The sequence below is a fragment of the Pseudomonas kitaguniensis genome (assembly GCF_009296165.1).
GTDB classification, from domain to species: Bacteria; Pseudomonadota; Gammaproteobacteria; order Pseudomonadales; family Pseudomonadaceae; genus Aquipseudomonas; species Aquipseudomonas kitaguniensis.
The window spans coordinates 18,786-32,393 of the sequence record NZ_VUAZ01000094.1 but is presented as its reverse complement, the minus strand read 5'-3'; the positions used below and the strand labels follow the sequence as shown (position 1 = coordinate 32,393).

At 59.6% G+C, this 13,608-nt stretch carries 9 protein-coding genes and 2 pseudogenes; 2 read left to right on the top strand and 9 right to left on the bottom strand.

Annotated features, from left to right (window positions below; genetic code table 11):
• Positions 1 to 254 precede the first annotated feature (254 nt).
• A complete protein-coding gene (locus tag F0169_RS16345) occupies positions 255 to 608 on the bottom strand; it encodes a hypothetical protein (RefSeq protein ID WP_152747081.1) in 354 nt (117 codons plus the stop codon).
• A 393-nt stretch (positions 609 to 1,001) separates the two neighbouring features.
• On the opposite strand from F0169_RS16345, the gene F0169_RS16340 reads away from it, so the two are divergent.
• Positions 1,002 to 5,873 carry an NAD-glutamate dehydrogenase gene (locus F0169_RS16340; protein WP_152747080.1) on the top strand — a complete coding sequence of 1,624 codons (4,872 nt, stop codon included), beginning with the start codon at positions 1,002 to 1,004 and terminating at the stop codon, positions 5,871 to 5,873.
• Between the two features lie 109 nt (positions 5,874 to 5,982).
• Here F0169_RS16340 and F0169_RS16335 read toward each other — a convergent pair whose 3' ends face one another.
• Both F0169_RS16335 and F0169_RS16330 read right to left on the bottom strand, forming a co-directional pair.
• On the bottom strand, positions 5,983 to 6,420 hold the full coding sequence (locus F0169_RS16335) for a hypothetical protein (RefSeq protein WP_152747082.1): 438 nt from the start codon (positions 6,418 to 6,420) through the stop codon (positions 5,983 to 5,985).
• Positions 6,421 to 6,474: 54 nt separating this feature from the next.
• A pseudogene (locus F0169_RS16330) lies at positions 6,475 to 6,974 on the bottom strand (DUF4822 domain-containing protein).
• A 240-nt stretch (positions 6,975 to 7,214) separates the two neighbouring features.
• Here F0169_RS16330 and F0169_RS16325 point away from each other — a divergent pair.
• Positions 7,215 to 7,844: a DNA-3-methyladenine glycosylase I gene (locus tag F0169_RS16325; protein ID WP_152747079.1), complete on the top strand. Its 630-nt coding sequence runs from the start codon at positions 7,215 to 7,217 to the stop codon at positions 7,842 to 7,844.
• A gap of 342 nt (positions 7,845 to 8,186) precedes the next feature.
• Here F0169_RS16325 and F0169_RS16320 read toward each other — a convergent pair whose 3' ends face one another.
• From F0169_RS16320 to adeC, 6 genes and pseudogenes are all read right to left on the bottom strand, one after another.
• Positions 8,187 to 8,954: an SDR family oxidoreductase gene (locus F0169_RS16320; RefSeq protein WP_099239259.1), complete on the bottom strand. Its 768-nt coding sequence runs from the start codon at positions 8,952 to 8,954 to the stop codon at positions 8,187 to 8,189.
• A gap of 22 nt (positions 8,955 to 8,976) precedes the next feature.
• Positions 8,977 to 10,043 (bottom strand): annotated as a pseudogene (locus F0169_RS16315) (phosphotransferase family protein).
• A 144-nt stretch (positions 10,044 to 10,187) separates the two neighbouring features.
• Complete coding sequence (locus F0169_RS16310; protein ID WP_152747078.1) at positions 10,188 to 11,138, bottom strand: 2-hydroxyacid dehydrogenase; 951 nt, start codon at positions 11,136 to 11,138, stop codon at positions 10,188 to 10,190.
• Positions 11,139 to 11,289: 151 nt separating this feature from the next.
• The gene (locus tag F0169_RS16305; protein WP_152747077.1) at positions 11,290 to 11,889 is read right to left on the bottom strand and encodes a TetR/AcrR family transcriptional regulator; all 600 of its coding nucleotides are present in this window, start codon (positions 11,887 to 11,889) and stop codon (positions 11,290 to 11,292) included.
• A 57-nt stretch (positions 11,890 to 11,946) separates the two neighbouring features.
• Positions 11,947 to 12,156 carry a hypothetical protein gene (locus F0169_RS16300; protein ID WP_058411225.1) on the bottom strand — a complete coding sequence of 70 codons (210 nt, stop codon included), beginning with the start codon at positions 12,154 to 12,156 and terminating at the stop codon, positions 11,947 to 11,949.
• On the bottom strand, positions 12,153 to 13,592 hold the full coding sequence (adeC, locus tag F0169_RS16295; RefSeq protein ID WP_152747076.1) for an AdeC/AdeK/OprM family multidrug efflux complex outer membrane factor: 1,440 nt from the start codon (positions 13,590 to 13,592) through the stop codon (positions 12,153 to 12,155). The genes F0169_RS16300 and adeC overlap by 4 nt, the downstream gene beginning before the upstream one ends.
• Positions 13,593 to 13,608 lie beyond the last annotated feature (16 nt).

Here is a 13,608-nt window from a genome sequence, read left to right as displayed (position 1 = left end):
TTTTAGGAAAACTTGTAGGAATTTTGTGTATATCGCACAAATCCCTGTGCAAGCGTGCTGTGTGGATGCCCCAGGCCGAACGCAGTCAACTGTGGGAGCGGGCTTGCTCGCGATGGCGGTGTGTCCAGTCGAAGAATACGTATCTGACACACCGCCATCGCGAGCAAGCCCGCTCCCACACAAGCCCGGCTCCCACACAAGCCCGGCTCCGACACAAGCCCGGCTTCCACACAAGCCCGGCTCTCACACGGGGTTTAAATTCGGATGAAAGTACCGGTGCCTTTAAGGATGTTCTGCAGGGTTTGCTCAACTTCAGCCAGGTCCGACGCGGCGGTGCTGTGGGTGATCGTAAGCGGGTCGTTGCCGCCCAGTGCATCGGCATCGCCTGCAGCCAGCTCGATCAGCAACGTGGTGTCACTCAGCGTGACCTTCAGATCCTCCAGGTTCGACGGCTCGTAATCCCAAGTGAGTTCCACGTCGTCTTCATCCGGGTAACGCGAAAGCATGAACATCTCGCCGTTTTTACCGTGACAGCAGAGCATGGCCATGTTGTCTTCTTCTTCGTCGCACGGGGTGGCCATCAATGCGTCGGTTTTCAGTTGCAGCATGGGAAATCCTGTCTGGGGGAAGAGCGCAGCGGGCCAATTGTGCCATTCCAGCGAATTTTGTGCTGCATCGTGTGTCAGTAATCCCGAGCCTGCGTGCCGATGACCGAATATGTCGCAGCGTCGCAAGCAGCTGGCTTCCCACACTGGTTAAGCTGCGCAACGGATGCGGCCTGCGCCGGATGTCTGACCTGCCCGTCGTACCGTCACCCGGCAAGGCGCGCCTCCCATGGAAGTTGTATGTGACCTGATTGTCTTGTCCAGCTTCACCCACCTGTCACCCTGATTCGTTTATGGTTAGCCCTATCGCTACGACGAACAGCGCTGACGGTCTTCCCCGCGAGGGGATAACGCGCGACGCTTCCATCAATAACAAGCCCAAGCGGAGTACCACAGATGGCGTTCTTCACCGCAGCCAGCAAGGCCGACTTTCAGCACCAACTGCAAGCGGCACTGGCGCAGCACATCAGTGAACAGGCACTGCCACAAGTGGCGCTGTTCGCTGAACAATTTTTCGGCATCATTTCTCTGGACGAACTGACCCAGCGTCGCCTTTCCGACCTGGCCGGTTGCACGTTGTCTGCCTGGCGCCTGCTTGAGCGCTTTGATCACACCCAACCGCAAGTGCGCGTCTACAACCCCGATTACGAACGTCATGGCTGGCAGTCGACCCACACCGCGGTCGAAGTGCTGCACCATGACCTGCCATTTCTGGTGGACTCGGTACGTACCGAGCTGAACCGTCGTGGCTACAGCATCCATACCCTGCAAACCACCGTGCTCAGCGTACGCCGTGGCAGCAAGGGCGAGCTGCTGGAAATCCTCGCCAAAGGCACTCAGGGCGAAGGCATCCAGCAAGAATCGCTGATGTACCTGGAAATCGACCGCTGCGCGAATGCCGCCGAACTGCACGTGCTGAGCAAAGAGCTTGAGCAGGTACTAGGCGAAGTGCGCGTGGCCGTGGCGGATTTCGAGCCGATGAAAGCCAAGGTCCAGGAGCTGCTGGCCGGCGTCGACGCCAGCCAGTTCGTGATCGACGGCGAAAAAAAAGCCGAGATCAAAAATTTCCTGGAATGGCTGGTGGGCAACCACTTCACCTTCCTCGGTTATGAAGAATTTGTGGTACGTGACGAGGCGGATGGCGGTCATATCGAATATGACGCCGATTCGTTCCTCGGCCTGACCAAGCTATTGCGCGCCGGCCTTACCGCTGAAGACCTGCGCATCGAAGACTACGCGGTGGCCTACCTGAACGAGCCGGTTGTGCTGTCGTTCGCCAAGGCTGCGCACCCAAGCCGCGTGCATCGCCCGGCTTACCCGGACTACGTATCGATCCGCCAGATCGACGCCGACGGTAAAGTCATCAAGGAATGCCGTTTCATGGGCCTCTACACCTCTTCGGTGTACGGCGAAAGCGTGCGCGTGATCCCTTACATCCGCCGTAAAGTGGCCGAAATCGAACGCCGCTCGGGCTTTCAGTCCAAGGCTCACTTGGGTAAGGAGCTTGCGCAGGTCGTTGAAGTGCTGCCGCGCGATGACCTGTTCCAGACCCCGGTTGACGAGCTGTTCAGCACCGTGATGTCGATCGTGCAGATCCAGGAGCGCAACAAGATCCGCGTGTTCCTGCGCAAAGACCCGTACGGTCGTTTCTGCTACTGCCTGGCCTACGTGCCGCGCGACGTTTACTCCACCGAAGTGCGCCAGAAAATCCAGCAAGTGCTGATGGATCGCCTGAAAGCCTCGGACTGCGAATTCTGGACGTTCTTCTCTGAGTCGGTGCTGGCCCGTGTGCAGCTGATTCTGCGGGTGGACCCGAAGAACCGCCTGGACATCGACACGCTGCAACTGGAAAAAGAAGTGATACAGGCTTGCCGCAGCTGGCAGGACGACTATTCCAGCCTGGTCATCGAAAGCTTTGGCGAAGCGCATGGCACCAACGTGCTGGCCGACTTCCCGAAAGGCTTCCCGGCGGGTTACCGCGAGCGTTTCGCGGCGCATTCGGCCGTGGTCGACATGCAGCACCTCAATAGCCTCACCGAAGCCAACCCGCTGGTGATGAGCTTCTATCAGCCGCTGGGCCAGGTCTCGGGCCAGCGCGAGCTGCATTGCAAGCTTTACCACGCGGATACCCCGCTGGCGCTGTCCGACGTGCTGCCGATTCTGGAAAACCTCGGCCTGCGCGTGCTGGGTGAGTTCCCGTACCGCCTGCGTCACGCGAATGGCCGTGAGTTCTGGATTCATGATTTTGCGTTCATCGCCGCCGAAGGCGTGAACCTGGACATCCAACAGCTCAACGACACGCTGCAAGACGCGTTTGTGCACATTGTTCACGGCGACGCCGAGAACGATGCGTTCAACCGCCTGGTGCTGACCGCCGGCCTGCCATGGCGCGACGTTGCGCTGCTGCGTGCGTATGCGCGTTACTTGAAGCAGATTCGCCTGGGCTTCGACTTGGGTTACATCGCCAGCACCTTGAACAACCACACCGACATCGCCCGCGAGTTGACCCGGTTGTTCAAAACCCGCTTCTATCTCGCGCGCAAGCTCAGCGCCGATGACCTGGAAGACAAGCAGCAACGCCTGGAACAAGCCATCGTTACCGCTCTGGACGACGTTCAGGTGCTCAACGAAGACCGTATCCTGCGTCGTTACCTGGACCTGATCAAAGCCACCTTGCGCACCAACTTCTACCAGGCGGATGCCAACGGCCAGAACAAGTCGTACTTCAGCTTCAAGTTCAACCCGCACGCGATTCCTGAATTGCCGAAGCCGGTGCCCAAATTTGAAATCTTCGTTTACTCGCCGCGTGTCGAAGGCGTGCACCTGCGCTTTGGTAACGTGGCGCGTGGTGGCCTGCGCTGGTCCGACCGTGAAGAAGACTTCCGCACCGAAGTGCTCGGCCTGGTAAAAGCCCAGCAAGTGAAGAACTCGGTGATCGTGCCGGTGGGCGCCAAGGGCGGCTTCCTGCCGCGTCGCCTGCCGTTGGGCGGCACCCGGGACGAGATCGCGGCCGAGGGCATCGCCTGCTACCGCATCTTCATTTCGGGCCTGTTGGACATCACCGACAACCTCAAGGACGGCGCCCTGGTGCCACCGGCCAACGTCGTACGGCATGACGACGATGACCCGTACCTGGTAGTCGCCGCCGACAAGGGCACGGCAACCTTCTCTGACATCGCCAACGGTATCGCCATCGACTACGGCTTCTGGCTGGGCGATGCGTTCGCCTCCGGTGGTTCCGCCGGTTACGACCACAAGAAAATGGGCATCACCGCCAAGGGCGCGTGGGTCGGTGTGCAGCGTCACTTCCGTGAGCGCGGCATCAACGTGCAGGAAGACAATATTACCGTGGTCGGCGTCGGCGACATGGCCGGTGACGTGTTCGGTAACGGCCTGTTGATGTCCGACAAGCTGCAACTGGTCGCGGCCTTCAACCACCTGCATATCTTTATCGACCCAAACCCGAACCCGGCGACCAGCTTCGTCGAGCGCCAGCGCATGTTCGAGCTGCCGCGTTCGGCGTGGACCGACTACGACGTCAGCATCATGTCTGAAGGCGGCGGTATCTTCTCGCGCAGCGCGAAAAGCATCGCCATTTCGCCACAGATGAAAGAGCGCTTCGACATCAAGGCCGACAAGCTGACCCCGACCGAACTGCTGAACGCCTTGCTCAAGGCGCCGGTAGACCTGTTGTGGAACGGCGGTATCGGTACGTACGTCAAGGCCAGCACTGAAAGCCACGCCGACGTGGGCGACAAGGCCAACGACGCGTTGCGCGTGAATGGCAACGAGCTGCGCTGCAAGGTAGTGGGCGAGGGCGGTAACCTCGGCATGACCCAGTTGGGGCGTGTGGAATTCGGCCTGAATGGCGGCGGTTCCAACACTGACTTCATCGACAACGCCGGTGGCGTGGATTGCTCCGACCACGAAGTGAACATCAAGATCCTGCTCAACGAAGTGGTGCAGGCCGGTGACATGACCGACAAGCAACGCAACCAGTTGCTGGCGAGCATGACCGACGAAGTCGGTCACCTGGTGTTGGGCAACAACTACAAGCAAACCCAGGCCCTGTCCCTGGCCGCGCGCCGTGCCTACGAGCGTGCTGCCGAGTACAAACGCCTGATGAGCGACCTGGAAGGCCGCGGCAAGCTGGACCGCGCCATCGAGTACCTGCCGACCGAGGAGCAGCTCAGCGAGCGCGCCGGCTTGGGCAAGGGCCTGACGCGTCCGGAGCTGTCGGTGTTGATCTCCTACAGCAAAATCGACCTCAAGGAAGCCTTGCTCAAGTCGCAGGTACCGGATGACGACTACCTGACCCGTGACATGGAGACCGCGTTCCCACCGAGCCTGGTGGCCAAGTTCGGCGATGCGATGCGTCGCCACCGTCTGAAGCGTGAGATCGTCAGCACCCAGATCGCCAACGACCTGGTCAACCACATGGGCATCACCTTCGTGCAGCGGCTCAAAGAGTCGACCGGCATGAGCCCGGCGAACGTGGCGGGCGCTTATGTGATCGTGCGTGACATTTTCCATCTCCCGCACTGGTTCCGTCAGATCGAAGCCCTGGACCACCAGGTGTCGGCCGACGTGCAACTGGAACTGATGGACGAGCTGATGCGCCTCGGCCGTCGCGCTACGCGCTGGTTCTTGCGCAGCCGTCGCAACGAGCAAGATGCTGGCCGTGACACCGCGCACTTCGGTCCGCACCTGGCCGCGTTGGGCCTCAAGCTCGACGAACTGCTCGAAGGTCCGACCCGCGAAGGCTGGCAGACCCGTTACCAGGCTTACACCGAAGCGGGTGTACCGGAGTTGTTGGCACGCATGGTCGCAGGGACGAATCACCTGTACACCTTGTTGCCGATCATCGAGGCCGCCGACGTGACCGGGCATGACGCCGCCGAAGTGGCCAAGGCCTACTTCGCCGTCGGCAGCGCCCTGGACCTGCCGTGGTACTTGCAGCAGATCAGCGATCTGCCGGTGGCCAACAACTGGCAGGCCCAAGCCCGCGAGGCCTTCCGCGACGACGTGGACTGGCAGCAACGCGCGATCACCATCTCTGTGCTGCAAATGGCCGACGCGCCACACGACATGGAAGCCCGCGTGGCCCTGTGGCTTGAGCAGCACCAGGACATGGCTGATCGCTGGCGCGCGATGATGGTGGAAATTCGTGCCGCCGTCGGCACGGACTACGCCATGTACGCGGTTGCCAACCGCGAGTTGCTGGACCTGGCGTTGAGTGGTCAGTCGGTACTGCTGCAACCGGCTTGATCCCTCGGTAAAACAAAAGCCCCCGTATCGTGAGATACGGGGGCTTTTTGTTGGGGCACTGTTTATTACCTGGCACCACACCTGCAATCAGGGCGTGGTGAAGGCCACATTACTCAGCGCTACCTGCCTGGCGCGCCTTGTTCTGCTCGGCTTGTGCTATTGCCATGAAATCGTACGTTGGAAAAAATTCCGTTTGGTAAACGCCCCAGGCGGTGTTTTCTATCGCAAGATTTACTTCTGCCAGGCGCGATGCCGGCAGCCGCAACACCACGACCTGCCCGATGCCCATCGTGATGTTCCAACTCACCACTTCGACGCCGGCAGGCGGGAATACTTTGTGAAACGCCTGCTGGGCAAGCTGGGTTTTCAACGCGCCCAGCGGCCGAGATTGATCGTGTTTAAGAAAGACCGTCAACATGACGGCGTTATCAGCGGTGGCGGCGACATTTTTTGCCGGGGCGGCGGCCTGTGCGCTGACGGTGCCGGGCAGCAGAAGGGTCAGCACCAGCGGTATTAAAAGTGACTTGGCGGAGGCGAAAATATTCATCTTCATGTACCTGGGTCCTTATTGTTTTTTGATCGGCGGTTTGGGCGTTGTCATTCAGTTTGAAAGGGTGGTTTTTATCGGGCCGTCATAAGGCGCGTGCACGACATAAATGCGCACGAGTGGTTGGTTGGCTACCATGTCGCGAGGTACTTCGCGAGAGTAGGTGAATTCGCTGTTATCAAGTTTTTCGAGCCTTCTGACAATGGTTCTGTTCGGCCGACGTCGGGGATCAGGATGTGCGTTTTCTTGTCGCCGGTGACCAGAAAGTAGCCGCCGCCGCCATTCGCGTGTTTCGACAGCCCGGTATCGGTGTAGAAAAATTCATAGCGGTTGCGCTGTGGGTCCCACATCGATATGCCTACCACGCCGGGGTAATTCGCCTTGACGTCCGTCTCGGGCGCCCCTTCGACATACACCTTGGTGGTTAGCCATCGCTCGGAAGAGGCCAGCGCATAAATGTCCGGTTCCGGCGCAACGGGCGTCGCGTAAGTGTCGGACAGGCTGAATACTCCCGATAACAAGAGCCCAGCAACCATAATAGTGAGTCTTCGCATTTCCAACTCCTGGCGTTGTTATTTTTTATAAGTGCGTAAAGATATTAGTTGGGAAAGTTTCGATTCCTCAATAGCTACGCATCTTTCTGAAACAGTTACGCGAATGTTAGGTTGAATATGGAACTTGGATGAAAGTAAGTTCTGATACTCATGTAGCCTTCTTCTTGAATATTTTGATTTCCAATGGCGGGGTGGAATTTTTATCGCTTATCATCCGTCGCCTGACACGCGAGGTGATGCATGGACCAGCCAGGATTGACCACCGACCCAACAGGGCTGACGCACTGCGCTTGGCGCACGGCTGCGCCTGAGTACCTGCGCTACCACGACCACGAATGGGGCGTGCCGGTGGCGGATGATATTCGGTTGTACGAAAAGATTTGCCTGGAGGGGTTTCAGGCGGGCATGGCGTGGATCACCATTCTGCGCAAGCGCGAGCAGTTTCGGGCGGCCTTTGCAGGCTTTGATTTTCGCAAGGTCGCACAGTTTGGCGAGGCCGATATTGAACGGCTGATGCAAAACCCGGGCATCGTGCGCAACCGCGCGAAAATCGTCTCTACGATCAATAACGCACGCAGGGCGTGTGAGCTGGTGGATGAAACCGGGTCACTGGCGCGATGGCTTTGGGCGTTTGAGCCCGCTGAGGACGAGCGCCCAGCCGTGGTGGATATGGCCTATTGGACCGGCAACCCGACGTCACCGGCCTCGGTGCGATTGTCCAAAGCCTTGAAGAAGCGCGGCTGGACCTACGTCGGCCCGACCACGATGTACGCACTGATGCAGGCAACGGGTATGGTCAACGACCATCTTGAAGGCTGCTGTTGTCGCCTGCGAATCGACAGGCTCCGCCAGCAATTTTCTCGCCCATGACGCTCAGCCAAACCAGCTCTGGGTCAGTCAGTGGATCTGCCGACCGGGCTACCGCTATCGGGAGCAAGCCCCCTCCCACATTTTGATCTTTATTGGCTGCGGTATTTGCGTTTGCCCGTCGCAAAAACATCGGGATTAGCGCTGCCTCTGTGGGAGCAAGGCCCTCCCCACATTTTGATCTTTATTGGCTTTGGTATTTGCGTTTGCCCGTCGCAACAACATCTGGATGAACGCTGCCTCTGTGGGAGGGGGCTTGCTCCCGATAGCGGTGTGTCAGTCAATGCAAAAGCCGACCGGGCTAGCGCTATCGGGAGCAAGCCCCCTCCCACATGAAGCACTTGATCAGGACAAGAAACCACCGTCTACGTTCAGCGAAACGCCGGTGGTGTAGCTCGATGCGTCGCTGGCCAGGAACAACACCGCGCCGGCCATTTCGCTAGGGTCGGCCACACGTTTAAGCGGGATCTGCGCCAGGGCCATTTTCAGGATCGCATCGTTTTTCACCAGTGCCGAGGCGAATTTGGTGTCGGTCAGGCCGGGCAGCAGGGCGTTGCAACGGATACCAAAGGCTGCGCATTCCTTGGCAAACACTTTGGTCATATTGATCACCGCGGCCTTGGTCACCGAATAGATACCCTGGAACACGCCCGGCGAAACGCCGTTGATCGACGCCACGTTGATGATGCTGCCGCCGCCGTTCTCGCGCATCAGCTTGCCGGCTTCTACCGACATGAAGAAATACCCTCGGATATTCACGTCAACCGTCTTCTGGAACGCGCCGAGGTCGGTGTCGAGCACATTGCAGAATTGTGGGTTGGTCGCGGCATTGTTGACCAGAATATCCAGCCGGCCAAACTGTTCGCGGATGCCGGCGAACACCTGAGTGATCTGCTCCATTTCGCCGATATGGCACGCCACCGCAGTGGCTTTGCCGCCGCTTTCGATGATCGCATCCGCCACGTGCTGGCAGCCTTCGAGCTTGCGGCTGGACACAATCACATGCGCGCCTTGCTGGGCCAGCAACTTGGCGATGGCCTCACCGATACCGCGGCTGGCGCCGGAAACAAAAGCGATCTTGCCGTCGAGGTCGAACAGGTTGGTCTTGGACATGGGGGTTCCTTTTTGTGTGCGATCAGAGCGCGGATTTGCCGATGACGTTCAGGCTCATCTGCTCCAGCAACGCGTTCATGTGGATGAACTGCGCAAAGCGTTTGTCCTGGGTCTGGCCATGGAAGAAGCGGTAATAGATCTGCTGCACAATACCGGCCAGGCGAAACAGGCCGTAGGTGTAGTAAAAGTCGACATTGTCGATCTGGATGCCCGAGCGTTCGGCATAGTAATCGACGAACTCGCGGCGGGTGAGCATGCCGGGGGCGTTGCTCGGTTGGCGACGCATCAGTTGCACCGGCGCAGGGTCGCAGGCTTCGATCCAGTAGGCCAGGGTGTTGCCCAAGTCCATCAGCGGGTCGCCGAGGGTGGTCAGTTCCCAGTCCAGCACGCCGATGATCTGCATCGGGTTGTGCGGGTCAAGAATCACGTTATCGAAGCGGTAATCGTTGTGCACGATGCTTGAGGTCGGGTGGTCGGCCGGCATCTTGTCGTTGAGCCACGCGCGCACGGCTTCCCAGCGCGGTGCGTCGGGGGTCAGGGCTTTTTCATAACGCTCGCTCCAGCCGCGAATCTGCCGTTGCACGTACCCTTCAGGCTTGCCCAGGTCGGCCAGGCCGCAGGCGTTGTAGTCGACCTGATGCAGCTCGACAAATTTGTCGATGAAGCTTTTGCACAGCGCCTCGGTTTTGCTCGTATCCAGGCCCAGTTCAGCCGGCAGGTCGGAGCGCAGGATGATGCCGTTGACGCGTTCCATCACATAGAACTCGGCGCCGATCACGACGCGTCGGTGCAGTGCACGTAGGCCTTGGGGCAATACGGAAAGCCGTCTTTAAGCTGATTGAGAATGCGGTACTCGCGGCCCATGTCGTGGGCAGACTTGGCCTTGTGACCAAACGGCGGGCGCCGCAACACAAATTCCTGGCCCGGGTATTCCAGCAAGTAGGTCAGGTTCGACGCGCCACCGGGGAACTGGCTGATCTTGGGCGTGCCGCTCAAGCCCGGAATATGCGCTTTAAGGTAGGGATCAATGAGGTTGGCATCAAGTTCTTCGCCAGCGCGAATCTGCGTCGATTGGTCGTTCAGCGCCATACTTATCCCTTCTGCTTATTCTGTAGGCCTTGGACTATTGGTTAATCTAATGCGCAGCACCGCCCAGCGACAAGGTCGGGGCGGCTTAATAGGTTAGCGTGTTGGCGCACGATCAGCGTGCCTGATCGGTCATTTATGCAACGCTCAGTTGCGTGCGGGTAGCGCCACTGGCGTCAGTACCGCACGGCCAGCGAAATATTCCACCAGGTTGTCGGCCACGCGCTGCACGGTGTCATGCGCCGCGTCCGGCGACAGCCCGGCCACATGCGAGGTGAGCACGGTGTTGCTCAAGTGCTTGAGGGCGTCGGGCACTTTAGGCTCGTCGTCGAACACATCCAGCGCCGCGCCGCCGATGCGCCGTTGCTCAAGGGCCGACACCAGGTCGGCGGTCACGACGACGCTGCCGCGCCCGATGTTCACCAGGTAGCCGTTCGGCCCCAACGCGTCCAGCGCGTGGCGATCAATCAAATGGCGAGTACTTGCACCGCCGGGGGTGGCGAGTATCAAAAAGTCGGCGGTGCGCGCCAACTCCACGGCGGTGGCGCAGTAGGTGTAGTCCACATCATCGCGCGGCTGACGGTTGTGATAACTCACCTGCATGCCGAAGCCGAGGGCAGCACGTTTGGCGATCTCCAAGCCCACCGCGCCGAGCCCGAGAATGCCCAGTTGCTTGCCGCCCAGGGAAGGGCGCATCACCTTCGGCCATTCGCTGCGGCGCACCGCTGCATCGGTCTGGGGAATGCCGCGCACCAGCGACAACAGCAGCGCCATCGCGTGATCGGCCACCGTCGGCGCATTCACCCCGGCGCCGTTGGTGACGACGATCCCGCGATTGCTCGCCGCTTGCAGGTCGACGTGTTCGTAGCCGGCACCGATCACGCAGATGATTTCGAGCAACGGCAGCGCGGCGATTTCTTCGGCATACAGGCCCAATGGTCCACGCGTTACAACGGCCTTGATCTGCCCGCCATGGGCCTTGATCGCCTGAGCGCGCTCTGCGGGCGTGGGCGCCAGAATCACATGAAAGTCATTACTTTCGATGATTGGCAGGTAGTCGTTAATGGTTTCAACCAGGACCAGAACAGTGGTGGGCATCGGAAGGCGCATCCTGAAGGGCTTTAGAGGATGAGTATGCGGTATTTGTAAGAAGCAGCGTTTTGTTGAGGTAAAAAACTTTCTTCTTTCGTAAGGTTTTTCTGAATTTACCGACCGTTCATCCAGCACAGGTTTTCTGCGAAAGGCATCCCTAGCAGGCAGGAACGTGCGCGTGTGACGTGCTATCTGGCAGCAGAGTGTTTCGCACTGCATCGAGGAATTCGTCTGACAAGCCATTGCCGCGAGTCGCACGAGAGAGGGTCAGGGCGCCGATCATCATCGCGTACCTGGCCAGCGAGGCCTGGCGGTCTTCATCCTCAAGTTGCTCAAATATCCCCAGCGAATGTTCTACGCCTTCGATAAACGCGTGCTGCAACATTGTGCCGGCGGGTTCGTAGCACATACCGGGAGTAAACGCCGCTATTGCACAGCCATCGCCCGGGTTGTCGCGATGGGCTGGCGATAAGTACGCGTGCAGGATGGCGTCGCGCGCGGCTGCAGAATCATCACTGCGGCTGATGTTTTCCTGCCAGCCCTGGTTCGATTTCTCGAGTGCACGCTGGCACGCTTCGATGGCGAGGGCTTGCTTGGACGAAAAATGCCCGTAGAAACCACCGTGGGTCATGCCGGCAGCGGCCATTACTTGCGACAAACTGATGCCGTGCAGGCCGCGCTCACGGAATAAATGGGTAGCGGCCTCGACGATGATTTCGCGGTTGAGATCAGCTTGTTTGCGGGAAACGCGGGGCATGGCGGGGCTCTCTGGGTCAAGGCTGCACGGCCGGAAAGTGCAGGGTTGGCGGGGGTTTCAAACAGCATTGCCGGGCGAGGCCGGGGCGTCCGCCAGCCGCAGGTTGGCGGCGATGTAGAACCCCAGGGTTTTGCGGTTTTTTACCTGATACTCACAGGGCACCAGTGACGTGTTGGTCAATTGCGCGGTTTCCAGCACGTGTATGACCAGCATCCGCTTGCCGCCCGAGCGCAGGCGCACATATTGGCCAGGCTCAAAGGTGCTCATGGGCGTGTCTCGGCGACGACCAGCGGTTTGGCTTCTGCCCATGCGCCGCCCAGCGCGGTGTACAAATTCACCTCGGCAACCAACTGCGCCAAACGATCAGTGATCAATGCCTGTTGGGAGGCGAACAGCGAACGTTGTGCGTCGAGAAACACCAGGTTGCTGTCGACGCCGAGGCGATAGCGGCGCTCGGCGAGGTTGTAATAGTTCTGGTTCGCCGCCACCAGATCGCGTTGTGCATTCAATTGCTCGTCATAGGTCTTGCGTGCCGCCAAGCCGTCGGCGACTTCGCGGAATGCCGTCTGAATCGCCTTTTCATACTGGGCGACGCTGATGTCTTTTTGCAGTTTGGAGTAGTTGAGGCTGGCGCGAAGGCTGCCGGCGTTGAAAATCGGCAGGCTGATCTGCGGCTGAAAGGTCCAACTGCCGGAGCCGCCTTTGAACAGGCTGGACAGCTCGGCACTCGACGCGCCCGCATTCGCGGTCAGGCTCACACTCGGGAAAAATGCTGCGCGGGCCGCACCAATATTGGCGTTGGCCGCTTTAAGTTCGTATTCGGCCTGCAGAATATCCGGACGTCGTTGCAGCAGGTCCGAGGGCACGCCTGACGGCATCTGGGCCACCAAGTCGCTGGCCAGCGGCCTTGCCGGCAACGACGCCGGTAACGCGCCCCCGACCAATAGGGTCAGGCTGTTGAGGTCCTGTGCCACTTGGCGTTGATAACGTGCGAAGTCGGTACGCGCGCTTTCGACACGGGTTTGTGCCTGGGCCGCATCCAGCGAAGACGAGACGCCTGCCTGCAGGCTGCTGGTGGTCAATCGCAGGCTTTCCTCGTAAGACTCCAGGGTCTCGCGGGTCAGCCCCAACAGCTCCTGGTCGGCGCGCCAGGTCAGGTAGGCATTCGCCACATTCGCCACCAGGCTCAATTCAGCGCTGCGTTGTGCTTGCTCGGTGGCCAGGTACTTCTGCATTGCCTGTTCACTGAGGCTGCGGATACGCCCGAAAAAATCCAGTTCATAAGAACTGATGCCGAGTGTCGCCGAATACGTCGAGCTGATCGACGGCTTGCCGGTCTGCGTGATGCTGGCCGGCAAGCGCTGACGGCTGCCGCTGCCATTCGCCGAAATAGCCGGGAACAGGTCGGCGCGCTGGATCTGATACTGCGCCCTGAACGCCTCGACGTTCAGCGCGGCAACGCGCAGGTCGCGGTTATTGGTCAAGGCCGCCTGAATCAATTCCTGCAATGCCGGGTCGTGAAACAACGTGCGCCACCCTTGCTTGGCAGCCGCTGGATTCACGGTTTTAGCCGAATCGCCATACGCCGGGCCTTGCGGAAACTGCGCGGCCACCGGCGCGTCGGGCTGGCGATAGTCGGGGATAAGCGAACAGCCGCTCAGCAGCAGTGCAACTGTCAGCAAAGACAAAGGAAAGGTGTTCATTGACCAGCCTCATCTG